The sequence below is a fragment of the Streptomyces auratus genome, assembly GCF_050433025.1.
Taxonomy (GTDB): domain Bacteria; phylum Actinomycetota; class Actinomycetes; order Streptomycetales; family Streptomycetaceae; genus Streptomyces; species Streptomyces sioyaensis.
On sequence record NZ_JBNGCB010000001.1, the window covers coordinates 4,079,738 to 4,106,439 of the forward strand.

Annotated in this window: 25 protein-coding genes; 10 read left to right on the forward strand and 15 right to left on the reverse strand. The window is 74.1% G+C overall.

Annotation, left to right across the window (positions count from 1 at the left end):
* Positions 1-171 precede the first annotated feature (171 nt).
* Positions 172-1,755 (forward strand): serine/threonine-protein kinase, encoded by a 1,584-nt coding sequence (locus tag BKA18_RS17765; protein WP_366046937.1) that lies wholly within the window; start codon positions 172-174, stop codon positions 1,753-1,755.
* On the opposite strand, the gene BKA18_RS17770 is transcribed toward BKA18_RS17765, so the two are convergent.
* From BKA18_RS17770 to BKA18_RS17780, 3 genes are all read right to left on the reverse strand, one after another.
* Positions 1,701-2,957, reverse strand: coding sequence for a glycosyltransferase 87 family protein (locus BKA18_RS17770; RefSeq protein WP_366046936.1), 1,257 nt, complete (start codon positions 2,955-2,957; stop codon positions 1,701-1,703). The genes BKA18_RS17765 and BKA18_RS17770 overlap by 55 nt on opposite strands.
* A 38-nt stretch (positions 2,958-2,995) precedes the next feature.
* Positions 2,996-3,694, reverse strand: a complete 699-nt coding sequence (locus BKA18_RS17775; RefSeq protein WP_366046935.1) for a class I SAM-dependent methyltransferase — start codon at positions 3,692-3,694, stop codon at positions 2,996-2,998.
* 70 nt (positions 3,695-3,764) lie between these two features.
* Positions 3,765-4,880 carry a glycosyltransferase family 4 protein gene (locus tag BKA18_RS17780; protein ID WP_366046934.1) on the reverse strand — a complete coding sequence of 372 codons (1,116 nt, stop codon included), beginning with the start codon at positions 4,878-4,880 and terminating at the stop codon, positions 3,765-3,767.
* A gap of 59 nt (positions 4,881-4,939) precedes the next feature.
* On the opposite strand from BKA18_RS17780, the gene BKA18_RS17785 reads away from it, so the two are divergent.
* Both BKA18_RS17785 and BKA18_RS17790 read left to right on the forward strand, forming a co-directional pair.
* Positions 4,940-5,782, forward strand: a complete 843-nt coding sequence (locus BKA18_RS17785) for a PIG-L family deacetylase (protein WP_366046933.1) — start codon at positions 4,940-4,942, stop codon at positions 5,780-5,782.
* The gene (locus BKA18_RS17790; RefSeq protein WP_366046932.1) at positions 5,779-6,807 is read left to right on the forward strand and encodes a lysylphosphatidylglycerol synthase domain-containing protein; all 1,029 of its coding nucleotides are present in this window, start codon (positions 5,779-5,781) and stop codon (positions 6,805-6,807) included. The genes BKA18_RS17785 and BKA18_RS17790 overlap by 4 nt, the downstream gene beginning before the upstream one ends.
* On the opposite strand, the gene mptB is transcribed toward BKA18_RS17790, so the two are convergent.
* From mptB to BKA18_RS17810, 4 genes are all read right to left on the reverse strand, one after another.
* Positions 6,740-8,194, reverse strand: a complete 1,455-nt coding sequence (gene mptB, locus BKA18_RS17795) for a polyprenol phosphomannose-dependent alpha 1,6 mannosyltransferase MptB (protein WP_366046931.1) — start codon at positions 8,192-8,194, stop codon at positions 6,740-6,742. The genes BKA18_RS17790 and mptB overlap by 68 nt on opposite strands.
* Before the next feature lie 217 nt (positions 8,195-8,411).
* Positions 8,412-9,905 (reverse strand): alpha/beta hydrolase, encoded by a 1,494-nt coding sequence (locus BKA18_RS17800; RefSeq protein ID WP_366048409.1) that lies wholly within the window; start codon positions 9,903-9,905, stop codon positions 8,412-8,414.
* Between the two features lie 121 nt (positions 9,906-10,026).
* The gene (locus tag BKA18_RS17805) at positions 10,027-10,767 is read right to left on the reverse strand and encodes a PP2C family protein-serine/threonine phosphatase (RefSeq protein WP_235450155.1); all 741 of its coding nucleotides are present in this window, start codon (positions 10,765-10,767) and stop codon (positions 10,027-10,029) included.
* 107 nt (positions 10,768-10,874) lie between these two features.
* Positions 10,875-12,005: a site-2 protease family protein gene (locus tag BKA18_RS17810; RefSeq protein ID WP_366048410.1), complete on the reverse strand. Its 1,131-nt coding sequence runs from the start codon at positions 12,003-12,005 to the stop codon at positions 10,875-10,877.
* A gap of 189 nt (positions 12,006-12,194) precedes the next feature.
* Here BKA18_RS17810 and BKA18_RS17815 point away from each other — a divergent pair, with 189 nt between their 5' ends.
* Entirely contained in the window at positions 12,195-12,482 is a 288-nt protein-coding gene (locus BKA18_RS17815) for a hypothetical protein (protein WP_366048411.1), read from the forward strand.
* Positions 12,483-12,733: 251 nt separating this feature from the next.
* Positions 12,734-13,087 carry a hypothetical protein gene (locus tag BKA18_RS17820; protein ID WP_366048448.1) on the forward strand — a complete coding sequence of 118 codons (354 nt, stop codon included), beginning with the start codon at positions 12,734-12,736 and terminating at the stop codon, positions 13,085-13,087.
* A gap of 183 nt (positions 13,088-13,270) precedes the next feature.
* Here BKA18_RS17820 and BKA18_RS17825 read toward each other — a convergent pair whose 3' ends face one another.
* From BKA18_RS17825 to BKA18_RS17850, 6 genes are all read right to left on the reverse strand, one after another.
* A complete protein-coding gene (locus BKA18_RS17825) occupies positions 13,271-13,651 on the reverse strand; it encodes a hypothetical protein (RefSeq protein ID WP_006604562.1) in 381 nt (126 codons plus the stop codon).
* A gap of 168 nt (positions 13,652-13,819) precedes the next feature.
* Positions 13,820-14,458, reverse strand: a complete 639-nt coding sequence (locus BKA18_RS17830; RefSeq protein ID WP_366048413.1) for a transglycosylase family protein — start codon at positions 14,456-14,458, stop codon at positions 13,820-13,822.
* A gap of 812 nt (positions 14,459-15,270) precedes the next feature.
* Positions 15,271-15,816, reverse strand: a complete 546-nt coding sequence (locus BKA18_RS17835; RefSeq protein ID WP_366048414.1) for a DUF6344 domain-containing protein — start codon at positions 15,814-15,816, stop codon at positions 15,271-15,273.
* Between the two features lie 342 nt (positions 15,817-16,158).
* The gene (locus BKA18_RS17840; RefSeq protein ID WP_006604559.1) at positions 16,159-16,593 is read right to left on the reverse strand and encodes a DUF5994 family protein; all 435 of its coding nucleotides are present in this window, start codon (positions 16,591-16,593) and stop codon (positions 16,159-16,161) included.
* Positions 16,590-17,462: an acyl-CoA desaturase gene (locus BKA18_RS17845; protein ID WP_006604558.1), complete on the reverse strand. Its 873-nt coding sequence runs from the start codon at positions 17,460-17,462 to the stop codon at positions 16,590-16,592. The genes BKA18_RS17840 and BKA18_RS17845 overlap by 4 nt, the downstream gene beginning before the upstream one ends.
* Before the next feature lie 107 nt (positions 17,463-17,569).
* Complete coding sequence (locus BKA18_RS17850) at positions 17,570-17,839, reverse strand: hypothetical protein (RefSeq protein ID WP_006604557.1); 270 nt, start codon at positions 17,837-17,839, stop codon at positions 17,570-17,572.
* 271 nt (positions 17,840-18,110) lie between these two features.
* Here BKA18_RS17850 and BKA18_RS17855 point away from each other — a divergent pair, with 271 nt between their 5' ends.
* The 4 genes from BKA18_RS17855 (at position 18,111) to BKA18_RS17870 (ending at position 21,684) form a co-directional block, all read left to right on the forward strand.
* Entirely contained in the window at positions 18,111-18,686 is a 576-nt protein-coding gene (locus BKA18_RS17855) for a BlaI/MecI/CopY family transcriptional regulator (protein WP_366048416.1), read from the forward strand.
* A 3-nt stretch (positions 18,687-18,689) separates the two neighbouring features.
* Positions 18,690-19,655, forward strand: a complete 966-nt coding sequence (locus BKA18_RS17860) for a M56 family metallopeptidase (RefSeq protein ID WP_366048417.1) — start codon at positions 18,690-18,692, stop codon at positions 19,653-19,655.
* 196 nt (positions 19,656-19,851) lie between these two features.
* Entirely contained in the window at positions 19,852-20,046 is a 195-nt protein-coding gene (locus BKA18_RS17865; protein WP_040900439.1) for a hypothetical protein, read from the forward strand.
* A 312-nt stretch (positions 20,047-20,358) separates the two neighbouring features.
* Entirely contained in the window at positions 20,359-21,684 is a 1,326-nt protein-coding gene (locus tag BKA18_RS17870) for an LCP family protein (protein WP_366048449.1), read from the forward strand.
* 67 nt (positions 21,685-21,751) lie between these two features.
* Here BKA18_RS17870 and BKA18_RS17875 read toward each other — a convergent pair whose 3' ends face one another.
* Positions 21,752-22,024 carry a DUF1876 domain-containing protein gene (locus BKA18_RS17875; RefSeq protein ID WP_366048418.1) on the reverse strand — a complete coding sequence of 91 codons (273 nt, stop codon included), beginning with the start codon at positions 22,022-22,024 and terminating at the stop codon, positions 21,752-21,754.
* A gap of 237 nt (positions 22,025-22,261) precedes the next feature.
* Between BKA18_RS17875 and BKA18_RS17880 the strand changes: the two genes are divergently transcribed.
* On the forward strand, positions 22,262-22,993 hold the full coding sequence (locus BKA18_RS17880; protein ID WP_366048419.1) for a DUF4097 family beta strand repeat-containing protein: 732 nt from the start codon (positions 22,262-22,264) through the stop codon (positions 22,991-22,993).
* 74 nt (positions 22,994-23,067) lie between these two features.
* Here BKA18_RS17880 and cobN read toward each other — a convergent pair whose 3' ends face one another.
* Positions 23,068-26,670: a cobaltochelatase subunit CobN gene (gene cobN, locus BKA18_RS17885; protein ID WP_366048420.1), complete on the reverse strand. Its 3,603-nt coding sequence runs from the start codon at positions 26,668-26,670 to the stop codon at positions 23,068-23,070.
* Positions 26,671-26,702: the final 32 nt, after the last annotated feature.

A 26,702-nucleotide genomic window follows, 5' to 3' on the forward strand; every position in this document is an offset into this window, starting at 1 on the left:
GCGCCACTTCAAGCTCTCATGGCACATACGTGGCGCCATGAGAGCGGAGCGGCAGTGCACACCGGACACCCCTCGCGGGCCCGACACCCGGGAACCCCACCCCTCGGCTCGTTCGTGTGTACGAGCTATGGTGTGCCGCAATCTGTTCCGGTGCGGTGAAGGAGACCCGCGGTGTCCGATCTGGGACGACTCGTGGCCGACCGGTACCGGCTCGTGGAGCGCGTGGGCCGCGGCGGCATGGGGACGGTGTGGCGGGCCGAGGACGAGGTGCTCGGCCGGCTCGTCGCCGTGAAAAAACTGCATGTACCGCCCCACCTCGACGACGACGAGGTGCGCACGCTGCATGAGCGCACGCGCCGCGAGGCCCGCAGCGCCGCCCGGATCACCCACCCCAATGTGATCGTGGTGCACGACGTCGTCGACGACGAAGGCCTGCCGTGCATCGTCATGGAGTACATCCCCTCGGTCACGCTGGGCGATCTGCTGAAGCGCGACGGTGCGCTGCCGCCCGGCGAGGCGGCCCGGATCGGCTGCGGGATGGCCGCCGCACTGCGCGCCGCGCACGACGCCGGGGTGCTGCACCGGGACGTCAAGCCCGCGAATGTGCTGCTCGGGAGCGCGGGGCGGATCGTCCTCACCGACTTCGGGATCGCCGTGCAGTCCGGCACGCCCTCGCTGACCAGGACCGGTGAGCTGGTCGGGTCGATCCCGTACCTCGCGCCGGAGCGCCTGCGCAGCGGGACCGCCGAGCCCGGCCCGGCCTGCGACCTGTGGTCGCTCGGCGCCACGCTGTACGAGGCCGTCGAGGGCCGTCCCCCGTTCCGGCGGGACACCGCGATCGAGATGGCCTACGCCACGGTCGTCGAGGCCCACGATCCCCCGCGCCACGCCGGCGGCCTGACCCCGGTGATCGAGGGCCTGCTGGTGAAGGACCCCGGGGAGCGCATGGCCGCACACGAGGCCGAGCGCCTCCTCGGTCAGATGGCCACCGCGCCGGCCACCGGTTCCTCGCCCGCCCGGACGGACCACACCCGGCCGTCCTCCCTGCCCACCCCATCCACCCTGTCGTCCTCCGAGTCGTCCTCCGAGCCGGCCACCCGGCCCCACCGGGCCCAGGACCCCGCCCCGGCCCGGAAGGGCAGCCGCGGCCGGCGGGCGGGGCTGTGGGGCGCTGCGGTGGTGGCGGCCGCCGCCTGTGCGACGGGCGGGGTGCTGCTGTGGCCCTGGGGCGGTGCCGGCGCCACCGACGGCCGGCCGTCCGGGACCGGTTCCGCCAGCAGCTCGCCGAGCCCCAGCTTCTCCCCGCCGCCGTTGCCCGCGGGATACCACTTCGAGAAGGCGGGCACGGGCTTCTCCCTCCCCGTACGGAACGGCTGGGCCCGCCAGGACCCGCCCGGCGGTGAGATCGCCTACGTGGACCCGACCAGGCTGGTGGGACTGCGGATCAACGTCGCGGAGTTCGCCGGGTCCGATCCGGTCCGGCACTGGCGGGAGACCGAGGAGGCGCAGACCGCCCGGGACAACCCGGGCTATGAGCGGGTACGGATGGATGCCACGACCTTCCGCGGGCGGCCCGCGGGGTACTGGGAGTTCACCTTCCAGGGCCGGGCGCGCGGCTACCGGGCGGTGGAGCTGGCGTTCAGCGGCACCGACGGCACCCAGTACGTCATCTACCTCTCCGCGCCGGACACGCAGTGGAATCAGTACCGGCCGGTCTTCGACAATGCCGTCAAGGGAATCCGCCTGAGCGCATAGCCGCCGGCGCCCGCGCACAGCGCGACGAGGGTGAGCACCGCGCACACGGGATAGCACCAGCCGAGCGTGGCGAGGTACCAGGGCCGGCCGAACTGCGTGATGTCCGGCTGGGCCAGCTCCAGCCAGTGGATGGGGTACCCGGCGAGGACGGTGCACCAGGCCAGCAGGGCCGCAGTGTGCGCGGCTGTCCGGAGCGGGGTGTGGGCCAGCCACAGCACGGCCGCGGCGGCCCAGACCCAGTGATGGCACCAGGAGATGGGGCACAGCAGCAGGCCGGAGAACTGGACGGCGAGCAGCGCGCCCAGCCGGTCGCCGCGGCGGACCGTGCGCACCACGGCCGTCAGCGCCAGCAGCGCCGCCGGGACGGCACACGCCCACCAGGGGGCGGACCAGCCGACGTCATGGCCGAGCGTGCGCGACAGGGCCCCGCGCAGCGACTGGTTCAGCACCGAGCCGACCGGGCCGACGCGTGCGGCCGCGCCGACCTCATGGAGCCAGAAGTCGGTGGCGGACCGCGGGGCCGCCCACCAGCCGGCCGCGACCGTGGCGAGGAACACCGCGACCGACCACCACACCGCCGACCAGCGCCGGTGCGCCAGGAAATAGAGGCCGGTGACCGCGGGGACCAGCTTGATGCCCGCGGCGAGGCCGATGCAAAGGCCCGCCGTCGCCGCGGTACGCCGCCGGACCGCGTAGCCGACCAGCGCCGCCAGCAGCAGATTGATCTGCCCGAACGCGAACGTGACGGCGACCGGTTCGGTCCACAACAGGGCGGCGCTCCACAGCAGCACCCGGCGGCGGTGCCGGGCGGCGGGCGCGGCCGGGTCGGCCAGCCGCAGACAGCAGTGGACCAGCCCGCACAGCGCCGCCATCGAAACCGCCGTCCACACGCCGCTCGCCACCGGCCAGGCGACCCGGCCGAGCGGGAGGAAGAGCAGTGCGGCGAAGGGCGGATAGGTGAACGGCAGCGGGAACAGATCGGGGCCGGGCAGATGGAGGCGGAAGGCGTACAGATCGCCGGTGCCCAGATGCGGGGCCGCGGCCCGGTAGACCCGCAGATCCACCATGCCCGTCCGCAGGCACGCCGGGATCCACATCAGCAGCAGCAGCGCCGTGGCGGACAGCAGCAGCACCGCGCCCGGACGGCGGGCGAGCAGATTCCGCGCCGCCTCGATACGGCGCCGGCCCGGTGCCGTGCGCACGTCGCCCGCCCCGCCCGGAGGGACGCGGACCGCGCGGCTCACGCTCCCCGGCCCGTCTGCCGGCCGGGCTGTGCGAGGCGGTCCGCCGCACCGTGGCCCGCCGTCGCGGCCGCCTCGTAGACGCTGACGGCGAAGGGCCGACCGGTGCCCCGTTCCACGTGCTCGGTGACGCGGCGCAGGTCCGCGGCCGCCTCCAGGTAGGCACAGAATCTGCGGGCCTCCGGCCAGGGGTGCACCAGGACCAGCAGCCCGCCGGGCGCCACGGCCGCGGCCAGATGGGCGCAGGCCCGCCGCAGTGGCCGGGGCCGGCCCAGGTAGTACAGCAGCTCGGCGCAGAAGACGAGGTCGAAGCGGTCCGCCGGCGGCGCGGTGACGATGTTCAGGCGCACGAACCGGGGGCCGGGGCCGGGGACGGGCGTGCGGGCCCGGGCGAGGGCCCGTTCCGAGATGTCCGCGCCGGTGACGTCGGCGTGCGGGTAGGCCGCCGCGAGGCGATGGGTGAAGGCGCCCTCGCTGCACCCCACGTCCAGGATCCGCCGGTAGGGACGCGCGGGAAGCTGCCCCAGGGTCGTCGCGTACTTGAACTGCTCGTAGTCGTCCACGGCCAGCCCCCACGGGTCCGGCCGCCGGTGCCACCAGTCGAAGTACCAGTGCAGCAGCCGTCCCTGGCCGCGGACGCCGAGGAGGGAGAGCGCGGCGAAGAGCGTGCGGTGACAGCGGTCGAGGACCCGGTGCATGAAAACCTTCCGGCCGGTGCGGTGGCCGCGCTCCCCGGCGGCCGCCGGGCGTAGGGGGCAGCTCGGCGCGTCAGCGGGTGACGTCGTCGTAGGCGTGGGCGAAAGCGTCGGTGACCACCGGCCAGGTGCAGTGCACCGGCTCGGTCTCCCAGTTGTGGGCGGCCAGGCTGCGCCGTGCCCCCGGCGTACGGGCCAGCCAGAGCACCTCGTCGGCGAGGGCGAAGGCCGAGTGACCGCACAGGGCGCCCTCACGGTTGTGCCGTACGAAGTCGGCGACCCCGGTGTGCTCCCGGGCGAGGACCGGGATCCCGCTGGTGCGCGCCTCCAGGGCAGCGATCCCGAAGGACTCCCGGCAGGACGCGTTGACGAACAGGTCCGCCTCGGACAGCAGCTCCCGGACCTCCCGGGGCTGCAGACGGCCCACCAGGCGGATCCAGCCGTCCATCCCGTGGCGGCGCAGATAGCGCTGTATCGGCCTGAGGCTCGGCCCGGCACCGGCGATGGTGGCCCGCAGCCCCGTGCCCTGCCGGGACATCCGGGTGTGCGCGGAGTGCAGCGCCGCCAGCAGCTCCATGGGTTCCTTGCGCGGGACGAGCCGGCCGACGGCGACCACGTGCACCCGGCCGTCCTGCCGCTCCACCTCGGCGCGGGTGCGCCACCACGCGGCGTCGATCCCGTTGGGAACGACCCGCGGGGCGAGGTCCGGAAGCGCCTGCCGGACCAGCCGGGCCGCCGATCTGCTCACCGTCGTCACGGCGACCGGAGCGGCGGGGCCGTGCCCGGTCCGGCTCAGCAGGCGGTACATGCACCGCACCACGGGATCCCACATGCTGTGGATGGTGGCCACGGCCGGGATGCCCCGCCGCCGAGCGCAGGCCAGCGCCGCCCAGGCGAACGGGGAGGCCGCGCCCAGGTGCACATGCACCACCCGTGGGTGACGCCTCGTCAACAGCCGGTCGATCGCCTGTCCCGCCCTGGGGTGAACGGGCAGCTGCCCGGGCAGCCGCGCGGAGAGCCTGTGCACGGGAAACGGCCATGGCGCCTCCGGGTCCCCCGAGGCGGCGGGCGTCGCGGTGGCGACCTCGGTGGCCAGACCCGCCCGGTGCTGCGCGGCGGCCAGGGCGGCGACCTGGATCTCGATACCTCCTGTCCGCGGCGCAAAGCAGTCTGAAATGTGAAGGATCATGGCTGCACTTCCGAAATCTGGCGTGAAGTCCACCAGTATGGGGTGGTACATCATGCTTCGTGCGACATACGTGTTTGTTCTTCCACGCCCATCCGGACGACGAGGCACTGCTGACCGCCGGCACCATGGCGGGCCTGGCCCGCCGGGGCCACCGCGTGGTGCTGGTCCTGGCCACGGCGGGCGAACGCGGCCTGACCTCGACCGCCCTGCAGGACAGCGGCCTGGGCGGGGTGCGCCGCGCGGAGGCCCACGCCTCCGCCCGGATCCTGGGCTGCGCGCGGGTCGCCTTCCTCGGGTACGCCGATTCCGGGCACGTGGGCACCCCGGCCGCCCCCGCCCCCGGCGGCGCGCAGCCGTTCGCCTCGGCCGACGTCGGCGAAGCGGCCGGCCGGCTGGCCGCCCTGCTCGCCGAGGAGCACGCCGACCTGCTGACCGTCTACGACCCGGCCGGCGGCTACGGCCATCCGGACCACGTCCAGGTGCACCGCGTCGGCTACCGCGCCGCCCAACTGGCGGGCACCCCGGTGGTCCTGGAGGCCACCGTCGACCGGACCCTGCTGCTGCGCGGACTGCGGGCGGCCTCCTGGGTCCACCGCTTCCCGCCCCAGTTCGACCGGGACTCCTTCCGGCAGGCGTACGGCGCCCGCGCCGACATCACCCACCGGATTCCGGTCAAGCGGTACTGGCGGGCCAAGCGCGCCAGCCTCGCCGCGCACCTCAGCCAGGCGCAGGGCGGTGACTCCGAACGCACCCTGGCCGCCCTGGGCCGGCTGCCCGGACCGGCCTTCCGCCAGGTGCTGGGCACCGAGTGGTACATCCAGCGCGGGCTGCCCGCCGGGCCCGTGCTGCGCGATCCGCTGGCCACACTGGCGGGCACCGCGCCGACGGCAGCGCACCGATGAGGCGGCGGGCCGTACGCCTGCCGACGCTCGCCGTGCGGCTGCTGGGCCTGCTCTCCTCCGCCACCGGCCTCGTGCTGCTGGCGCTGGCCGTGCCGAAGGCGGCGGGCACCGACTGGGCCGCCGTCCGGGGCCAGCTCGGACACCTCAGCGGCCCCGAACTGGCGCTGATGTGCGCCTCGGCGGCCGCCACGCTGTGGAGCTACACCTACGTCCTCACCGCCGCGCTCCCCGGACTGACGCGGCGTCAGGCGCTGCTGGTGCACTGCACCGGCAGCGCCGTCAGCAATCTGCTGCCGCTCGGCGGCGGGGCGGGGGTCGCGGTCACCTACGCCATGACGCGCCGCTGGGGGCACCCGCCGCGCGCCGTGGCGGTGTGCGTGGCGCTCACCGGGGTGTGCAACGTGGCCGCCCGGCTGTTCCTGTCGGCGGTGGGCGCACTGTTGTTGGCCCGGACCGCGGTGCCCGGCATCGGCTGGGCGGCGGCCGCCGGCGCAGTGGTCCTCGTGCTGCCCGCGGCGTACGCCGCCGTCCGGCCTGTCGTACGCCGCCGGGCGCACCGGGTCCGCCGGCCGGGCGCACCGCTCGGCGCGCCGCGGCGCCGGATCGCCGCGCACGCCCGGCGACTGGCGGCCGGCGTACGCGCCGGCCGGGACGTGCTGCGCCGGTCCTGGCCGCAGTTGGTGTGCGCGATGGCCGCCACGCTGGCGGCGCAGGGCGTGCTGTTCCTGGTCTGTCTGCAGGCGGCGGGCGCCCGTACGGGGGCGGGGGACGCCCTCGCGGTGTTCGCCGCCAGCCGGCTGCTGACCCAGATCGCGGTGACGCCGGGCGGGATCGGCGTCACCGAGTGCGCCGCCGCCGTCGCGCTCGTCGCCCTCGGCGGCGCCCCCGCCGCGGTGGCCTCGGCGATGCTGCTGTTCGCCGCGTTCACCCATCTGCTGGAGATCCCCCTGGGCGCGCTCACCGGCGCACTCTGGCTGCTGGGCCCGTCAGGACGGCGGCCGGCGCCCGCACCGGCCGCACCCTGAGTCCTGTCGTCACCACGGCCAGCGCCAACCCCGCCCCGACGGCGGCCGCGCAGCCGCTCGCCCAGGTGGGCCCCTGCCCCGAGGGCATCACCACCAGCGTCAGCGCCACCACCGCCGCCTTCGCGGCGGGCCGCGCCAGCCGCCGCCAGTCGGCCGCCGCCAGCGGCACCAGCGCCCACAGCACATACCAGGGCTGCGCCACCGGTGCGGCGACCACCAGCGCCAACAGCCCGGCCCCCGCGGCCCGTTCGGCCCCGACATGCCGGGCGCGCCACACCCAGTAGCCCACCGCGGCCAGGCCCCCCAGGAGTCCGGCCAGCCGCGCGGCCGTCATCGCCCCGCCCGCCGTGCCCCACCCCAGCCCCTCGGCGAGCCACCCCAGCAGATGGCCGGCGTCGGTGCTCAGGGACAGCATCGTGTGCACCGCGGCGGGCGTCCGCAGGGTCCAGAGCCATCCCCACCCCTGGCCGCACACCGCCACCCCCGCCACCAGCGCGCCGGCCGCCACCCCGGCGAGCTGCGCCGCCTGCCGCCACCGCTGCCGCGGCCCGTCCCGCCCGGCCACCGTCACCGCGGCCGCACACAGCAGCGCCACCACGGCGGGGGCCTTCACCAGCAACGCCGCGGTCAGGACGACGGTCCCCAGACACCAGCGACCACGGCGGAACGCCAGCAGCCCGGCCAGCACCAGCCCGAGCATCAGCGCATCGTTGTGCGCCCCGCCCACCAGATGCAGCAGCACCAGCGGGTTGAGCGCCCCGGCCCACAGCGCGCCGGCCGCCCCCGGACCCAGGGTGTCCGCCAGCCGCCCCAGGGCCCACACCATCAGACCCACTCCGGCCAGCGCCACCAGCCGCAGCCCCAGCACCGCGGCCACCACGTGCTGTTCACCGGTGACCGCCACCACGGCGCGGGCCGCCGCGACGGACAGCGGTCCGTACGGCGCCGGCGACTGGTGCCACATCCCCGGGACGTTGGCCGCGAGCCGACCGCCCAGCGCCGCCGGGCCCAGCGCGTACACATCCAGGCCGCGGCCCGCCAACGCGCCCTGGGCGAGATAGCTGTAGGCATCGCTGCTGCCCACCAGCGGCCCCGGCACCAGCGGCAGCGCCCAGCACCACAGCGCCGCCCGTAATTGCCGCCGCTCGACGACCGCACCGGACGCGAGGCGGCGGCCCCATTGCCACCAGGCGGTGAGCAGCAGCACCAGCCCGGCGTAGGAGGCGGCCATGCACACCCAGGTGAGCGACTCCCCGCGCCGGCCCCACACCCCGTCCGGCACTCCCGGCGGCAGCGCCCCGGCCGCCCAGGCGCCGGCCCCCAGCAGCACGGACCCCAACGCGCCCAGGAGCACGCTTCCCCGGACGGTGATCCCTGCCACGCTCATCCCGCCAACTTAGAGCGGAGCGGGAGCCGCGGCGGCGCACCCGGCCGGGCAGGTCGCCCGTCCGAGGGCGAGTTCGTGGCTGCCGCGCCGGACAGGGCGCCCCCCACCCCCGAACCCACCCCCGCCCCCTCCCCCGAAGGGGGAGGAGGGGGAGGGGGCGGGGGAGAGCTTCGAGGCCGGACGCCGCAGCGGTCGGACGCCCCCCGTGCGCAGCGGGTCAGTCCGCGCAGTAGGTGTCCTGCTGCGGGCGCCGGCCCGTCGTCAGGAACGCGGTCACGGCGCGGTCGCCGCACACGTTGCCGTTGCCCAGGTAGGCACCGTGGCCACCGTGGCCGACGGTGACCAGACGGGCCCGGCCGCCGAGCGCCTGACGCATCTTCAGGGCACCGGCGTAGGGGGTGTAGGGGTCCCGGAGGTTCTGGATCATCAGGAGGTTGGCGGGGCCGTCCGCGGTGATCCGCGTGGGCTTCCCGGCCGGCGCGTCCTTCCAGAAGGAGCAGGCCGAGACGTTCGCCGGCATCCCGGCCGTGAGCGGGTGCCGGGCACGGTCGGCGGCCACCGCGCGCCGGTAGGCGGGGACCGACGCCGGCCAGCGCACGTCGTTGCAGGTGGCCGCCATCACGCCGGACGCGTCCTGGTCCGGCAGCGGCCCGGCGAGGGCGGCGGGCAGCACCGGCTCGGCGGCCGGGTTGCGGGCCGCCCGGACGAGCCGGGCGACCTCCTCGAAGAGGTCGTTGCCCGCGAGGGCGTTCTGCATCGCCTGCCGCAGCCGGTTGCCGGTCAGCGGGACGCCCGGCGTGGTGGACTGCTTCGGCGCGCGGTCCAGCTTCGCCGCCAGCGCGAGGAACAGCGGCCGGACGTCCTCGGCCCGCCGGGCCAGTCGCAGTTCCTTGCGGGCCGGGTCCGCCGCCCAGGCCGCGAAGTCCGGGAACCGGTCGTCCGCGCCGGCCGACGTGTTCGCCAGCCACCCCCGCGCCACCCGGGACGGATCGGGGTCGCCGGTGCTGTCCAGCACCCAACGGTCGGTGTGCTGCGGGTACTTCTGCGCATACACCGCCGCCACATAGGACCCGTACGAGGAGCCCCAGGCCGACAGCTTCTGCTCGCCCAGGGCCCGGCGGAGGCGGTCGATGTCCCGCACCTCGTTGGCCGTGGTGATGCTGCGCAGCACGGCCCCGCCGTGCCGGTGGCACGCCTCCGCGATCCGCCGGGACCGGGCGACGTTCTCCGTGATGTCGCCGTCCGCCCGCGGCCAGGACCGGAGGGTGACCAGCTGCCGGTCCTCCGGGTCGAGCCGGCAGCTCGCCCGCGAACTGCCGCCCACCCCACGCGGATCGAAGCTGACCAGGTCGTAGGCCCCCGCCATCGCCGTGCTCAGCGCCGCGCCCTTCTCCGTCATCCGGCGCAGCCCGGATCCGCCCGGCCCGCCGGGGACGACCAGCAGCGTGCCCCGGCGCACCGCGGGCCGCTCGCTGCGCACCCGGGTCACGGCGAGGCCGAGCTGCGGGCCGTCGGGGTCGCGGTAGTCGAGCGGGACGGGCAGGGTGGCGCACTCCTTGCCGGCCGGGTCGTGCGGCCCGGCACACGGCCGCCACTGAAGCGCGGGGGTACGGGCCCCGGCGGCGCCGGCCGGCTGTGCGGTGGTCACGGTGGCGGCGAGAGCCGCGAGACAGAGCGCGAGCACCCGTGCCCTGGGGGCGTAAGTCGTCATGGGGCAAGGGTGGTTGCCCCCTTCCCCCCTGCCCATCCGGCAGTCCTCAGCTCCCAGGGTGGGGCTGACCCCAGGGCGCGCCGGACGAAGGCCCGCGCGGTGGCGGCGCTCCGCGGCCGCGTCACTCGCCGATGCCGATCAGCGCCAGCGTGATGTTGTCGGGCCCGCCCGCCTCGATGGCGGACTTCCACAGTTCGAAGGCGGCCCGGCCGCCGGTGTGCCGCCGCAGCAGCTCCTCGACCTCGTCCTGGGGGACATGGTCGGTCAGACCGTCGGTGCACACCAGATAGCGGGCGCCCGGGGCGAGCGGCGCGGTCGCGACGTGCGGGATCACGGGGCTGAACTCCCGTGCCCCGCCGAGCGCCTGGGTGACGAGGGAGGTGGTGGTCCGGCCCGGCGCCGGCGCCGGGCTGTCGTCCACGCTCACCTGGCACAGGCCGTCCGCGGTCGCGTCCAGCACCCGGCTGTCGCCGACGTTGAACACCAGCACCGCATCGTCCCGGACGACGGCGCCGGCGACCGTGGTCCCCATGGTGCGCAGCTCCGGGTCCCGGTCGGCGGCCGCATACACCGCGTGGTTGCAGAGGTTCAGGGCGTCACGGACGGCCTCCTCGCTGTCCAGTGACGGGCCGAACGCCGCCAGTTGCCGCACGGTCAGGGCGCTGGCCACCTCGCCGGCCGGCTGGCCGCCGATGCCGTCGGCGACCGCGACGACCAGCGGGGTGCCGAGCGGGAACACCAGGGTCTGCGGGTTCTCGGTCACCGTGCCGCAGAGCGTCCAGGGGCCGGCCACCAGGCTGTCCTCGTTGTGCTCGCGGACCAGTCCGGTGTGGCTCAGCGCGGTCACGGTGACGTACTGCATGGACGCGTCCCGACTCCGGTGCTCCGCCACGGCGGGCCCGTGGCATGCCGTGCCCCCATTGTCGCGCCGCCGCCCGGCCCCCCGCGCGCTGCGCCGTCACCCGCCGGTCAGCGGGTGTCCTTGCCGCTCAAGGTGGAGCGCTGCATCAGCCGGGAGACGTCCTTGCCGGTGGCGATCCCCACCAGCCGCCCGTCCTCCACCACGAGGATGCGCGCCCCGGTCCGCAGGCCGATCCGGTCGAGCGCCGTGCTCAGCGGCTCGTCCGGAGCGGCGACCGCGCACTGGGACAGCGGGATCGCCACCTCCCGCACCCGCAGGCTCTCCCGGCTCGCGGCCGGGACCGACGCCAGCCGGCGCAGCTGCACGACGCCGCTGGGGCGGCCGTCGAAGTCGACCAGCGGCAGCGCGGAGTGGCGGGAGTGCACGGCGACCTCGTCGATGAAGCGCTGGACGGTCAGCCAGTCGGCGCCGGTCGTCACCGGGCTGGACATCGCCTCGGCCACCCGTACCCCGCGCAGCGCGGTGTGCAGCGCGGCACGGCGTCGTTCCGCGCCGGCGACGACCATGATGAACAGGCCGACGAAGACGATCCACAGCCCGCCCGGCGCGCCCCGCAGCACGGAGATCCAGCCGGCGGCCACCAGCAGCAGCCCCATGATCTGCCCGCCGCGGGACGCCGCCAGGTCCGCACGGTCACGGTCCCCGGTGCGCCACCACAGCACGGCCTGCACCACCCGGCCGCCGTCCAGCGGCACGGCCGGCAGCAGATTGAAGACGCCCAGGAACACATTCGCCCAGCCCAGCCACGCCAGGACGACGGAGGGCACCGCCCAGCCGGACAGCCCGTGCAGCCCGAATCCGGCGCCGAGCGCGATGCCGCCGATGACCAGGCTGGTGAGCGGCCCGCTGACCGCCACCGCGAAGGCCGCCGCCGCGCTCTGCGGCCGCCCCATCCGGGTGGTGCCGCCCAGCGCCCACAGCGTCACGTCCTCGACGGAGATCTTCTTCCGCAGGGCGACCGCGGCATGCGCCGTTTCGTGCAGCAGCAGGCTGCCCATGAGCAGCGCGGCCCCGACGACCCCGGCGAGGGCGTAGACGGCGTCCGAGCGCCCCGGCGTCCAGACGGGCAGGCCCTGCCGGCCGAGTCCGTACGCGAACAGGCCCACCAGCAGCGGCACGCTCCAGTGCATGCGCAGCGGAACCCCGACCACACGTCCCACCCGGACCGAGCCGTTCATCGTCGTCTCCTGCCGGCCCGGCGCCCGGCCCCCGCGGGGCAGGCCTCGTCGGCCTGCGCTCCGGGGAGCGGCCGCCCGGCCCTCACCTCACCATTGTCGCGCGCGGAACCTACGCTGGAGAGACGGAAGCATGGCCGGCCGTGCGGACGGCGGCCCCGTCCGCCGGCACATCACCGCGGGAGGTGCGACATGGGGCACAGCCACCACTTCCACCTGGATCAGGGTGACCACTCGATCACCGTGAACGTCGGTCCCGGCCGGTCCGGGGAGGTCGAGCTCCTGGTCGACGGCAAGGTGGTCGCCTACCAGAAGGACCACAGCGCCGGGATGAACGTCCTGACCGGCGAACTCCCCGAGGAGCCCGTCCACCCCTTCCGGGTCCTGCTGCGCCAGCCGCATCTCGTCCCCTCCATGCCCCGGTGCACGCTGGAGCTGGACGGCGTGGAGCAGCCCATGCCCGAGCGGCTCGTCCTCTGAGCACGCCGCCGGACGGCCGTCGCGGCTCGTGCTCCGGGCACGCCGCCGGACGGCCGTCGGATGGCGTCCGCACGTCTTTGGGCCACCCGGCTGATTGTGGCCGCCGAGCGTTTTGTTCCCCGCGGGTTGAACGACGGTGCGGGACGGCAACGGCAGGACGATACGTCTGGCATCGGACGGACGCGGAGGCGAGGAGCGACGTGAGAAGAATTGCGCAGGCAGGGAGCATCGTCGGGGCATGCGGACTGGTGATGCTCGGTGGCGGGGTCGCCCAGGCCGTGTCCGTTCCGGGTGAGTCCCTGCTGTCGGCCGTGGCAGGGGCCGACGTCGGCACCGTGGCCGGCATGATCTCCGGAGTGATCTGCAACAACCGCCTCGCCGACTTCAACTACAAGTCGCCGGTGTTCCGCTCACCGCACCCCTGCATCAACGGCCCGGTACACAGCGGCAACAGCCTGAACAGCGGCAACTTCATCAACCACGGGAACCCCAACAACAGCGGCAATCTCAAAAACACCAACGGGTCCACCAACAGCGGCGACAGCGTCACCGGCGCGTCGAAGGGCAGCGGCAACAACCTGCAGCGCATCCTCAAACTCCACTGACCCGGACCGGGCCCCGGCCCGGCCATGGCCCGCGGCCTTCGCGAGCCGCCCCCGATCGCCCGGCGGCCTTCGCCGGGCGATCGCCCTTTCCGGCCCCGGAAGCCCTCGCGCGCACGGTCCGCCGGAAATCGACTCCGGCCCCGGACGAGCCGGGGCCGGAGGGTGTGGCGGATCAGCGTCGGATCACAGCCGCTGCTTGCCGCCGTGACCGATGTGCTGCTGGTTGTTGCTGGTCTTGTTCTCGGCTCCGGTCGTGCCGCCCGCGTCGTCGTTGGTGTTGCCGTTGACGTTGGTCGGGCTACCGCTGTTGCTTTGGTTGCCCGACAGGTGGACGTTCTGCGAGTTCCGAACGTTTCCGCTGTTCAGCGGCCCGTTGATGCAGATTCTGGCGCGGTGCGAGCAGTTGAACCCGGCGTGGAAGCTGGCAAAGGTGTCGCTGTTCCACACGCCGCCCCCGTCGTCGAACGGCCCGTCCCATGCCTGGGCGGGCGATGCCCCGCCGACGGCCAGGAGCAGACCGCACGCTCCCGCAATCACGAAATTGACCCGTGCCATGTTCTTCACTGTGTGCTCCTGCACCTCGCGGTTGGTACCCCGCGGTCTTGCTATCGGCCCTGCCCCCATCCACCAAGCCTGTGCAACGGCCCGTCCCGCGCATTCACTCTGACCGATCACCGGATTCACCGTGACGGCCCTGGGAGGGCACACCAACGGACGCCGGGGGCCCTGCCGTCAGACCGGCAGCCACAGCCGCTGGTCTGGATAGATGAGGTCCGGGCCCTTCCCGAGGGTGTCCTTGTTCAGCTCGTACAGCGCCTTGGTGCCGCCCGGCGCGTGGGTGCGTGCGGCGATGACGGAAAGGCAGTCACCGGGGCGCACCACGTAGCTGGGTGCCGCGGGGCCGGCGACGGACCGGAGGCTGCGGGCCGGGGTGGCCCGTTGGCGGGCCCGCGCGGACGGGGCGGATTCCTGGCCGGCGGTGGCCGAGCCGCCGTCGGTGCGGTCGTCGCCCGAGGTCACCCGGGCACAGTTCGGCCAGGCGGACAGGCCGCGGTCGCGGACGATGCGCTCGCCGACGGCGATCTGCTGGGCGCGGGTGGCGAGGTCGGCACGCGGGGCGAAGCGCTCGCCGCCGTACGCACGCCAGGTGGGGAGGTCGATCTGCAGCCCGCCGTGGTAGCCGTTGCCGGTGTTGATGTGCCAGCGGCCGCTGCTCTCGCAGGCGGCGATGCGCTCCCAGTCGGGCGCCGGTGGACCGGCGGGCGCGCGGGTCACCGCGACGCCCCGGCCGGCGAGGCCGAGGACGCCCAGCATGACCAGCAGCACGGACAGCAGCGTTTCGACGGACCGTTTGGCAAGGTGCGACGGCATGGCGGTTTCCTCCGCTGTGCTCCGGCAACGCCGTGGCGGAGTGACTCGCCACGACCGGTGGGCACGCACCAACAAACCCGGCAATATGGCTTTTGGCGTGCTGAAGGAGCGCGACATGCACGTGTTTCACCCGGGTGGCCACGCACGGACCCGGTTCGGCGGGCGGCAGGCGAGCAGCCGGAGCACCGCGCGCGGACGGCGTCTCGTACGGGGTGCGGCGGCCCGGCATACGGCCGGGCATCGAGCGCCGCGACGGCACCGTCGTAGACCCGTCGTGGACCCGTCGTGGACCCGTCGGGCGCAACGGTAGCGAGGTACGCCGAGGCTCAACCTCGGTATCCCGCACCGCACTTCACGCGTGCGTCGAGAGCACCGCCTCGTCACCTGACGGCGGCGGCTCACCGCGCACTGGCGGAGTCCGCACAGCCCTGCGCGGTCATACCGTCGACCATTTCCCGCTCACCACCCACGGAAATCCCGCTACGCATGCGCTGCGTGCGGTTCTCGGGCTGGAGCTGGGAGAGGTCCGGGACCGGCGCCCCGAGGGGCTGGGCCGTAGAACTCCGGGCGTGGTACGGGTAGTTCAGGTCTGCCTGCGGACCGGCTGTTCCGGAGGGATCAGCGTCTGCGGATGTTTCACGTGGAACATGTCTGCGTCGGTGTCAGTTCCTGCGTCGGTGTCAGTTCCTGCGCCTGTGTCTGCACCAGTTGCCTTGCCCGTCCCTTGCCAGGGCGTCAGGGCGTCAGGCGGTCAGAGCCGTCAGAGCCGTCAGAGCGGCGAAATCTCGCGTCAAGAGCTGTTGTCGCTGGGTTCAGATGACGCCAGCGGTGTGCGCACGATTGCGGGCCGCCGGAATGGCCGCGCCCCGCGCGTCGGCACCAGCAGCGCTCGCGGTGGCGCTCGCGGTGGCGGTCGCGGTGGCCGTCACGGTCCCGTCCTGCTCGGCGCAGGCGTCGGCCGTCAGTGGCGCGGCGGTGTAGGTGCGCCGGCTGCGCATGCCGGGTGAGGTGCCGTGTGCCTCGGCAAGGATGCGCTGCTTGATCGTCGGCGGCAGTTCGGGCCGCGGGAATCTCCGCCGTGCGTAGCCGGCCTGGCCGTACAGCGGTACACCGCGCGGAGCGGGCACGGAGGGCGACCCCGCTCCTGGACCGCGGTCCGGTGCGCCGCAGCCCACCGCCTTAGGGACCTCGGCGCCCGGGGCCTCGGTGCCCGCGCTCTCCTTGCCCAGGGTCCGCTCGTACAGTGCGGCGTCCCGGCGTGCCGCCGAGGCGGCCGCGGAGACACCCAGTGATGCCAGCAGCTTGCCGAGCACGGCAAGGCACACCGCCCAGAACTTCATGACCTTGGTCGCAGCCATGGCCCCTCACTTTCGGTCAGGATCTCCCCGAGAGATCCGTTGCGTCTGCTTCCTTCGTGCTGTGGTGCATCGCTCCAGAGGCGCCGCTTCCGGTGCACCGCTCAGATGGCGTCGCTTCTGTTGCGTTTTCTTATGATGAGTACGCAATGGGAGGATTCACGGACCGACGCCCCCGGATCGGCGTTCTTCTGATGAACACCACCCGTACGCAGTAGCCACGGCCGTGGCGGGGCGAGGGGCAGCAGGTCACGGGCCCCCGCAGGCCGGGGTTTCGGCCTCTTCGCAGCGCCGGCCGAGGTGCCGGCGGGTGCGCCGCGCGGATCCCTGCGGTAGGGCCCGGGCTCAGGCCGGTGTCAGCTCGCCCGTGCGCGCCATCTGCGCCATCATCCGCACGCCCGCCGGCTCGGGGATGCCGGGCGGGATGATCAGCAGGTCCCAGCGGCCGTGGCCCATCGAGACCAGGCAGACGGTGTCCGGGCCGGGACGGCCGGTGGTTCTGCGGAGGCGGACCACATGGCCCTCGACGAGGATGTGGGCGGGGAGCGCGGGCCAGGCCTTGCCGTTCACCGTGGCGTGGGTGATGCGGGGCCAGTCGAAGGGCAACGCGGTCAGCAGCTCGGGGAGTTCGGCCAGCAGATCGGCCGAGTGCGGCCACCAGACACCGTCGATGCGCCGCGCCGTATCGGTGTGCGGGGCGAAGGTCAGGCGGGCGACGGGCGGGGGCGCGTGGTGCTGGTGCGGGGCCGGGTGGGGGTGGTCTCCGGCGACGGCGGTCATGTGGTGCTCCCGATGCGGCGGGCCGCCATCCGTGCGGGGTCGGGCCAGCGCACGTCCCGGACCCAGCCGAGGCGCTCGAAGAGCCGGATGACGGCGGCGGACACATCGACCTGCCCGCGGTCGACGCCGTGCCGGGCGCAGGTCGGGTCGGCGTGGTGCAGGTTGTGCCAGCTCTCGCCGAACGACAGCAGGGCCAGCGGCCACAGATTGGTTGCCCGGTCGTGGCGGCGGGTGCGGAACGGCCGCTCACCGATGACATGGCAGAGCGAATTGACGCTCCAGGTCACATGGTGCAGCAGCGCGATCCGGATGAACCCCGCCCACAGCAGGGCGGTCAGCGCGGTGACCCAGGTGCCGCCGAGCGCCCAGCCGAGCGCGAAGGGCAGGCCGAGGGTGAGCAGGCACAGCACGGGGAACGCCCGGTCCACCGCCCGGATCCCGGGGTCGGCGAGCAGATCGGGCGCGAAGCGGCGGTGCGAGGTGGGGTCGTCGCCGAAGAGCCAGCCGATGTGCGAGTGCACCAGTCCGCGCAGCTGACCGCGCAGGCTGGTGCCGTAGCGGTACGGGGAGTGCGGATCGCCGGGACGGTCGGTGTAGGCGTGGTGGCGACGGTGGGTGGCGACCCAGTCGATGACATCGCCCTGGAAGCTGAGCGAGCCGGCGAGGGCCAGGGCGATCCGCAGCGCGGGGGCGGCGGTGTAACTGCCGTGGGTGAGGCCGCGGTGGAAGCCGACGGTGACGCCCAGACCGCTGATGACGTAGAAGACCACCAGCAGCACGAGGTCGGTGAGGTGGACGACGCTGCCCCACAGGAGGGGGATGCCGACGGCCAGGCCGACGAAGGGGGCGACGACGATGATGCCGGTCACCGTGACGTACATCCTGCGGCCGCTGCTCGGTGGGGACTCGGCGCCGCTGTCGGGGAACGGCGAGGTCCCGTCGTAGTCGCGAGCCGGCGGGAGACCGCGGGCGGTGGTCACAGGTCGCTTCCCGCCTTGCCGGAGGGCGGCGGTGGACCGGCGAGGTGCGCTCCGGGAGGGGGAGCACCGCCCTGCCTGAGCTGTCTGCGCAGCCTCCTCGACCGCTTCCAGTCCGCGTACCGGTGGTGGGCCATCCGCCCGGTGTTCTGCGCATTGAGGCGGGCGAGGAACAGCACTCCCAGCGCGACCAGCGCCAGCAGCACGACGACGGTCCACAGCGTCTGCATGGTGCTCACCTCGCCGAATACCTCGGTCACCCGCGGCATCTTTCGGTGGTCCGGTGCTTTCACGGTACCCCGAGTGGGCGCAGTGAATCCCTGTACGGGCACCTATGGGCAGCTCTGGGCGGCTATCGACAGGTATGGCCTGCATTCCGGTCGGTCCGGAAGAATCTACAGGGGTGTAGAAGTACGCTGAGGGGACCGGCCGCGGCGGGCTCCGGGCCGGGCGGCGCCACCCGGCCCAAGATCCGGCCGCTCAGTAGGATGCTGCGGCGTCCCGGCCCTCGGGACATCCGGCGCGACGGGAGGCGACGGCATGGGCGGGAAGTCCTTCGGAAGGCCGCCGGGCGGTGGGGGGAACCCCGGCCGGGCAGCGCCGGAACCGGAGGAGTTCGACGGTGGACGCGAGCGCGCCCGCCGTCGCGGGCAGGGCCAGCTGGAGGCGCAGGTGCTGGCCGCGCTGCACCGTGCGCCGGGCCCCGCCGGCGCCGCCTGGGTGCAGGAACGGCTCGGCGGCGACCTCGCGTACACGACCGTGATGACGATCCTGTCCCGGCTGCACGCCAAGCAGGCCGTCACCCGCGAGCGGTCCGGCCGCGCCTACCTCTGGAGTCCGGCCGCCGACGAGGCCGGTCTCGCCGCCCTGCGGATGCGCCGCGTCCTGGACGGCGAACCGGACCGGGACGCCGTCCTGACCAGCTTCGTCTCCACCCTCTCCGCGCAGGACGAGCAGCTGCTGCGCACCCTCCTCGACCGCGCCGCGGAAGCCGCGGAAGAAGCCCCCGCCACGGCCCGGGCCTCCGTCGCGGACGACGCCCCGGCCGCTTCCGCGGGGCCCGGCGCGGCCCCGGGGCCTCGGCACCACCCCTCGGACGAAGCACGCGGAGGCTGACCGGTGGGCGTCTTCGTGTTCCTGCCGCTCGTCCTGCCGCTCACCGCACTGCCGATCGCCCGGCTCGCGGAACAGCATCTCCATCCGCGGGCCACCACCCGGCTGCTGACCCTGCTCGCCGCGGTCCTCGGGCTGTGCAGCACCCTGTGCCTGGGACTGCTGGTGGTGGTCGGCACCGCCCAGCTGCCCGGCAATCCGCTGCCCGACGGCTGGTCGGACCCGGAGGTGCGGGCCGCGGTCCCGTTCGCCGAGGTCGCCGGCACCGCCGCGATCCCGCTGCTGACCGCCGCGCTCACCGTGTGCGGCACCGCGCTGCGCCGGCACCACCGCATCCGGGCCCGCGTTCACCACGCCCTGGACGCGCTGCCGGCCGGCGCCGACCCCGCGGTGCTGCCGGACGACGATCCGTACGCCTATGCCGTGCCCGGCGCCCCCGCCCGGCCCGGGCGCCCCGCCAGGCCCGGCCGGATCGCGGTCTCCCGCGGGATGCTGCGCAGCCTGGACGACGACGAGGTACGCGCGCTGTTCGCCCATGAGCGCGCCCACCTGACCTGCCATCACCATCGTGCACTGCTCGCCGTACGCCTGGCCGGCTGCGTCAACCCGCTGCTGCTGCCGCTGCGTTCGGCGGTCGCCTTCGCCACCGAGCGCTGGGCGGACGAGGAGGCCGCGCGGGTGGTGGGTGACCGGCGGCTGACCGCCCGGGCGGTGGGCCGGGCGGCGCTGGTCGCGCGGCCCGCACCGCATCCGGAGCTGGCGCACTTCGCCGGGCCCGAACCGGGGCCGGTGCCGCGCCGGGTGGCGGCGCTGCTCGGGCCCGTGCCGCCGGCCCGCCCCTGGCCGCCGGCGCTGACCCCGGCGGGTCTGGCGGCCCTGGTCGCCGCGGCCGGCACCGCCGCCTCCGCGCTCTGCGCGCTCAACGCAGCCGTCGCGCTGTTCGTTGTTCTGAAGGCGGCAACGCCGCTCTGAGTGCACACTGACCCATGACCTGTACCGGGCAGGTACGGCGCACAGCGCGGTGAGCCGCCCCGTACCCGGCAACTTCTACACGACTGTAGAACTTCCCGGTAGAGTTGCGCGCACTGCGCAACAGGCGCGTCCAAAGGGGGAGATGGCGACGAGGTGCGGACTCCTGACCTGGGACTGCCCGCCTCCGGAGGCGGAGGTGCGATGGGTCTATCAGCCGGTGGAGGTCCAATACCCGGACGGCGGATGGACATTGGGCCGGATCAACGCCTGGTGGACGGACGGGGCGGGCGAGTTGTGGTGCCGGCTGCGGACCCTGCCCGGCGGTGCGTGCCCGCAGTGGCTGCGCTACGACCCCGAGTCGATCCTGCTCCTGCCCAGCACCGGCCTCTGACCCGCTCCTCCCTGCCCGCCCCGCCGGCCCGTCCGGCCACCGCGAGCGCCCCCTCCCCCGTACGGCATCACCCGCATCAGCAGCATCAGAAGGACCAGAAGGGCCACCGGCGTGCATGACAGGCAGAGGCACCAGCAGACGGCCCGGCGGGGCACCAGCGGCGCCCCCGGCGCGCCCCCTGCCGCCGGTGACGGCTCCCGCGGGCCCGGCAACTCCCGTGCGTCCGGCGCCTCCTCGCGCCGTAAGCCGGCCGGCTCGGCCGACGGATCCCGCGCCGGCTCCCGGAGAGCGGGCCGGCCGGACAAGGTACGGATGACCCGCCGCGGCCGCATCGTCGTCTGGACCGGCGGCGTGCTCGGCGTGGTGCTGCTCGGCACCGCCGGCGTCGGGGCGTGGGTCTATCAGCACCTGGACGGCAACATCCACGGCGTGGACATCGGGATCGACGGCGCCCGGCCGGTCAATCTCAGCCCCGGCTCCAAGAACATCCTGGTCGTCGGCTCGGACAGCCGGGCCGGCGCCAATGCCAAATACGGCCGCGGCCTGACGACCATGCAGTCGGACACGCTGATGCTCGTGCACATCGCCGCCGACCGGAAGTGGGCGACCGCGCTGTCCTTCCCCCGGGACTCCTGGGTGCAGATCCCCGCCTGCACCCGAGGCAACGGCTCGAAGTCGTCCCCGCACCACTTCAAGATCAACGAGGCGTTCTCGATCGGCGGTGACTCCGGCGACATCCGCAAGGCCGCGGCCTGCACCATCAAGACCGTCGAGAAGAACACCGGGCTGCGCATCGACCACTTCACCTCGGTCGACTTCCAGGGCTTCAAGGGCATGGTCAACGCCCTGGGCGGCATAGAGGTCTGCCCCAAGCACGCCATCCACGACAAGAAGGCCCATCTCGACATGGACGCGGGCTGCCAGAACGTCCGGGACGAGAAGGCGCTCGGCTACGTCCGCACCCGCTACAGCGTCGGCGACGGCTCCGACCTCGGCCGGATCGGCCGCCAGCAGGAATTCATGAAGGCCCTGGGCGCCAAGGCGCAGTCCAAGCTCACCAGCCCCGGCGAGCTCTACGACTTCCTGGACTCGGCCACCAAGTCCCTCACCACCGACAAGGGCCTGGACGGCATCAAGCCGCTCTACGACCTGGCCTCGACCGTCAAGGACATCCCCTCCGACCGGCTCACCTTCGTGACCGTCCCCAACTACTACCGCGAGGCCGACGTCCCCACCGACAAGGCCAATGTGGTCTGGCAATACCCCCAGGCCAGCCAGCTGTTCAGCGACATCGCGCACGACCGGGAGCTCGGCGCCGCCGGGAAGAAGAAGCTCGCCGAGGCCGCCAAGAACCCGGTGACCGCCCACTCCGTGCAGGTCCGCGTCCTCAACGGCACCGGCATCCCGGGCCGGGCCGCCTCCGCCGCCGACCAGCTGCGCAAGCTCGGCTTCACGGTCATCGCCACCGGCAACGCGCCGTCGACGGACAAGACCACCCTCAGCTACCCGGCCGCGCTCAAGGCACAGAGCGAGGTGCTCGCCGCCCGCCTTCCCGGGACCAAGGCCGCGGAGTCGGCCCAGGCGGCCCCGGGCGCGGTGACGCTGACGATCGGGCCGGACTTCCGGGCGCAGGAGTAGCGGGCGTCCGGCGGACCGGGCCGCGGTCGCGGTCCGGTCCGCCGGGCAGCGGGCGCGCCGCCGTCCCTCAGCCGCGCAGCCGCTCCACCGGCCGGGCCGTGTGCACCTCGATGTCGTGTGCGGCCCGCTGCAACAGCTGATGGCTGAGGTCGGACATCGCCCGTGCCACCGCCAGCTCGTCGCCGATGTCGGGGACGTTCTCATCGGCGGGATTGCAGCGTGCCGACCCCTGGCCGACGAGCTGGCCGCCCTCCTTGCCCCGCAGCCGGGCCTCGGCCCGGACCTCGCTGTCGATCTCGGTGATGCTGATCTCGGCGTTCCATGTCTTCGTGCCGGTCACCGGAAGCCTCCTCGTACGCCCCCCAAGCAGCACATGAACCGCCCCCACACAAATCGTCGCACCGGCCACCACCGGCCGCACCTGGGGCGATACCTGGGGCAACACGGGGGCCATCCGCACCATGATCAGGGGGTTTTCCCCATGGTGGGGGCGTGCCCCGGCGCCCTAGCCTCACGTCGGGCACTCGACGGGCGCATCGCCCGCCGGACCGATCACCGACCACTTCCGGGGGAATTCATGCGCAAGCGGGTCCGCTTCACCGCCGTCGTCGCGACGGCCGCCATCGGGATGTGCGGCCTTGGCGCCTGCGGACTGGTGCCCGGCAAGACCTTCCGGGACGACGCCGAGGTCGCGAAGAAGATCACGTCCATCCGGCTGGACAACACCTCGGGGAGCCTCACCGTCCACGGCGGCAAGGGCGGCGGCGCGGTGTCGGTGCACCGCTCGGTGACGTACCACGGCGACCGGCCGCAGGGCGCCACCCACCGGATCGAGGACGGGGTGTTGGTGCTCGGCGGCTGCGGCGAGAACTGCTCGGTGGACTACACGGTCCAGGTGCCGGCGGGCCTCCCGGTGAGCGGGGAGACCGCGGACGGGGCGCTGGATCTGTCCGCCGTCGGCGCGGTGAAGGTGACCACCAGCAACGGGGGGATCGACCTGGACGGCGTCACCGGCCCGGTCGACGCCACGACGACCGACGGCGCGATCACCGGACGCGGACTGTCCGGCCGGCAGATCGCCGCCGAGACCTCCAACGGGGCGATCGACCTCACCCCGGCCACCGCTCAGAGCGTCCGGGCGAAGACGTCCAACGGCAGCATCACGGTGACGGTGCCGAAGGCCCACTACCGCGTGTCCGCGGAGACCAGCAACGGCGACAAGCACCTCGGCGTCGTCCAGGACCCGGCGGGGCGCTATCGCCTGGACCTGACCACCAGCAACGGGGACATCACCGCGAAGTCCGCCTGACACCGGGGCCGTCGGGCCGGCGGGCGGGTACGGGGTCGCCCCGGCCCCCCGGCCGGGGCGGCCCCGCGCCCGGGTCAGTCCTCGCCCTCCAGCTCCCCTTCGGTCTCCAGGAACGCCTCCCGCAGCGCCGCCAGCGTCGCGGCGTCCGGCTTCTCCCACATCCCGCGGGACTCGGCCTCCAGGAGGCGCTCAGCGATACCGTGCAGGGCCCAGGGGTTGGCCTCCTGGAGGAACGCGCGGTTCTCCGGGTCCAGGACGTAGGCCTGGGCGAGCTTGTCGTACATCCAGTCGGCGACCACGCCCGTGGTGGCGTCGTAGCCGAACAAGTAGTCCACGGTGGCGGCGAGTTCGAAGGCGCCCTTGTAGCCGTGGCGGCGCATCGCCTCGATCCAGCGGGGGTTGACCACCCGGGCGCGGAAGACCCGCGAGGTCTCCTCGACCAGGGTGCGGGTGCGGACCGTCTCGGGCCGGGTCGAGTCACCGATGTACGCCTCGGGCGCCTTGCCCCTGAGCGCCTTGACGGTGGCGACCATCCCGCCGTGGTACTGGAAGTAGTCGTCGGAGTCCGCGATGTCGTGCTCGCGGGTGTCGGTGTTCTTGGCGGCGACCGCGATGCGCTTGTAGGCGGTCTCCATCTCCTCCCGGGCCGGGCGGCCTTCGAGGCCGCGGCCGTAGGCGTAGCCGCCCCAGACGGTGTACACCTCGGCGAGGTCGGCGTCGGTGCGCCAGTCGCGGGAGTCGATCAGCTGGAGCAGGCCCGCGCCGTACGTCCCCGGGCGGGAGCCGAAGATGCGGGTGGTGGCGCGCCGCTCGTCGCCGTGCGCGGCCAGGTCGGCCTGGGCGTGGGCGCGGACGAAGTTGGACTCCGCGGGCTCGTCCAGACCGGCGACGAGCCGTACCGCGTCGTCGAGGAGGCCGATGACGTGCGGGAAGGCATCGCGGAAGAAGCCCGAGATGCGCAGCGTGACGTCCACACGGGGACGGCCCAGCTCGGCGAGCGGGATCGGCTCCAGGCCGCCCACCCGGCGCGAGGCGTCGTCCCAGACGGGGCGGACACCCAGCAGCGCGAGGGCCTCGGCCACGTCGTCGCCGCTGGTGCGCATCGCGCTGGTGCCCCACAGGGACAGACCGACCGACTGCGGCCAGTCGCCGTTGTCGCTCCGGTAGCGCTCCAGCAGGGAGTCGGCGAGGGCCTGGCCGGTCTCCCAGGCGAGGCGGGAGGGGACGGCCTTCGGGTCGACGGAGTAGAAGTTGCGGCCCGTCGGCAGCACGTTGACCAGGCCGCGCAGCGGGGAGCCGGACGGGCCGGCCGGCACGAAACCGCCGTTCAGCGCGTGCACCGCATGGTCGATCTCATCGGTGGTGGCGGCCAGCCGCGGCACGACCTCGCGGGCGGCGAAGTCGAGGATGTCGGCGACCGCGGACGAGTGGCCCGCGGCCACACCGGCCACCGCCGCCGGGTCCCAGTCCGCGTCCTCCATCGCCTGCACCAGGCCGCGGGCGGTGTCCTCGGCCGCGTCGGCGGTCGTACGGGTGGCCGCGGACTCGTCCAAGCCGAGCGCCTCGCGCAGACCGGGCAGCGCGGACCGGCCACCCCAGATCTGCCGGGCGCGCAGGATCGACAGCACGAGGTTCACCCGCGCCTCGCCGGTCGGCGCCCCGCCCAGGACGTGCAGTCCGTCGCGGATCTGGGCGTCCTTGACCTCGCACAGCCAGCCGTCGACGTGCAGCAGGAAGTCGTCGAAGCCGTCGTCGTCGGGGCGTTCGTCCAGGCCCAGGTCGTGGTCGAGCTTGGCGGCCTGGATCAGCGTCCAGATCTGGGCGCGGATCGCGGGCAGCTTGGCCGGGTCCATGGCGGAGATGGCCGCGTACTCGTCGAGCAGCTGCTCCAGGCGCGCGATGTCGCCGTAGGACTCGGCGCGGGCCATCGGCGGGACGAGGTGGTCGACGAGGGTGGCGTGCACCCGGCGCTTGGCCTGGGTGCCCTCACCGGGGTCGTTGACCAGGAAGGGGTAGACGAGGGGGAGGTCGCCGAGGGCGGCGTCCGGGCCGCAGGCGGCGGACAGCCCGGCGTTCTTGCCGGGCAGCCACTCCAGGTTGCCGTGCTTGCCCAGATGGACCATGGCGTCCGCGCCGAAACCGCCGTCGTCGGCGGAGGCCGCGATCCAGCGGTAGGCCGCCAAGTAGTGGTGCGAGGGCGGCAGATCGGGGTCGTGGTAGATCGCGATCGGGTTCTCGCCGAAGCCGCGCGGCGGCTGGATGAGGATCAGCAGATTGCCGCGGCGCAGGGCGGCCAGCACGATGTCGCCCTCGGGGTTGCGGCTGCGGTCGACGAACATCTCGCCGGGCGGCGGCCCCCAGTGCTGCTCGACGGAGTCGCGGAGTTCCTGCGGGAGCGTGGCGTACCAGCGCCGGTAGTCGGCAGCCGGAATCCGGACCGGGTTGCGGGCCAGCTGCTCCTCGGTGAGCCACTCCTGGTCGTGGCCGCCGGCCTCGATGAGGGCGTAGATCAGCTCGTCGCCGTCGCCGGACACCAGGCCGGGGACCTCTTCGGTGCCGAAGTCGTAGCCGTCGGCCTGCAGCCGGCGCAGCAGCGCGACGGCGCTGGCCGGGGTGTCCAGGCCGACCGCGTTGCCGATCCGGGAGTGCTTGGTCGGGTACGCGGACAGCACCAGCGCGAGGCGCTTCTCGGCGGCCGGGATGTGGCGCAGCCGGGCATGGCGGACGGCGATCCCGGCGACCCGGGCCGCGCGCTCGGGGTCGGCGACGTACACCGGCAGACCGTCCTCGTCGACCTCCTTGAAGGAGAACGGGACGGTGATCAGCCGGCCGTCGAACTCGGGGACCGCGATCTGCGAGGCGGCGTCCAGCGGCGAGAGCCCCTCGTCGTTCTCCTCCCAGGCGCTGCGCGGCCCGGTCAGGCACAGGGCTTGGAGGATCGGGACGTCGAGCGCGGCCAGCGCACCGGCGTCCCAGGTCTCGTCGTCGCCGCCGGCCGAGGCGTCCGCCGGCTTGCTGCCGCCCGCCGCGAGGACCGTGGTGACCAGGGCGTCGGCGGCCCCCAGCGCCTCGATCAGCTCCGGCTCGGGGGCGCGTAGCGAGGCGACGAAGAGCGGCAGCGCCCGGCCCCCGGCCGCCTCGATCTGCTCGCACAGGGTGCGGACGAAGCCGGTGTTGCCGCTCATGTGGTGGGCGCGGTAGTAGAGCACCGCGATCAGCGGGCCGCTGTCGTTGCGGGCGCCCCACTCCAGCGGCCCCCAGGAGGGGGCGGGCGCCGGCGGCTCGAAGCCGTGGCCGGTCAGCAGCACCGTGTCGGAGAGGAAGCGGGCGAGCTGGTCGAGGTTGGCGGGGCCGCCGTGCGCGAGGTAGGCGTGCGCCTCGGCCGCGATGCCGACCGGGACCGTGGACTGCTCCATGAGCTGAGCGTCGGGGGCCTGTTCACCGGTGAGCACGACGACGGGCCGGTGCTGGTCCTCGGCGAGCAGCAGGTCCAGGCCCTCCTGCCAGGCGCGGATGCCGCCCAGGAGGCGTACGACGACGAGGTCCACGCCCTCCAGCAGAGCCGGCAGCTCGGCGACGTCGAGGCGGGCGGGGTTGGCGAGACGGTACGGCACCGGGCCCGTGGCCGCGCGGGCGCTGAGCAGATCGGTGTCGGAGGTCGACAGCAGCAGAAGCATGCGAGCGCAGGCCTTCCTCGGGGTGTCCGCGC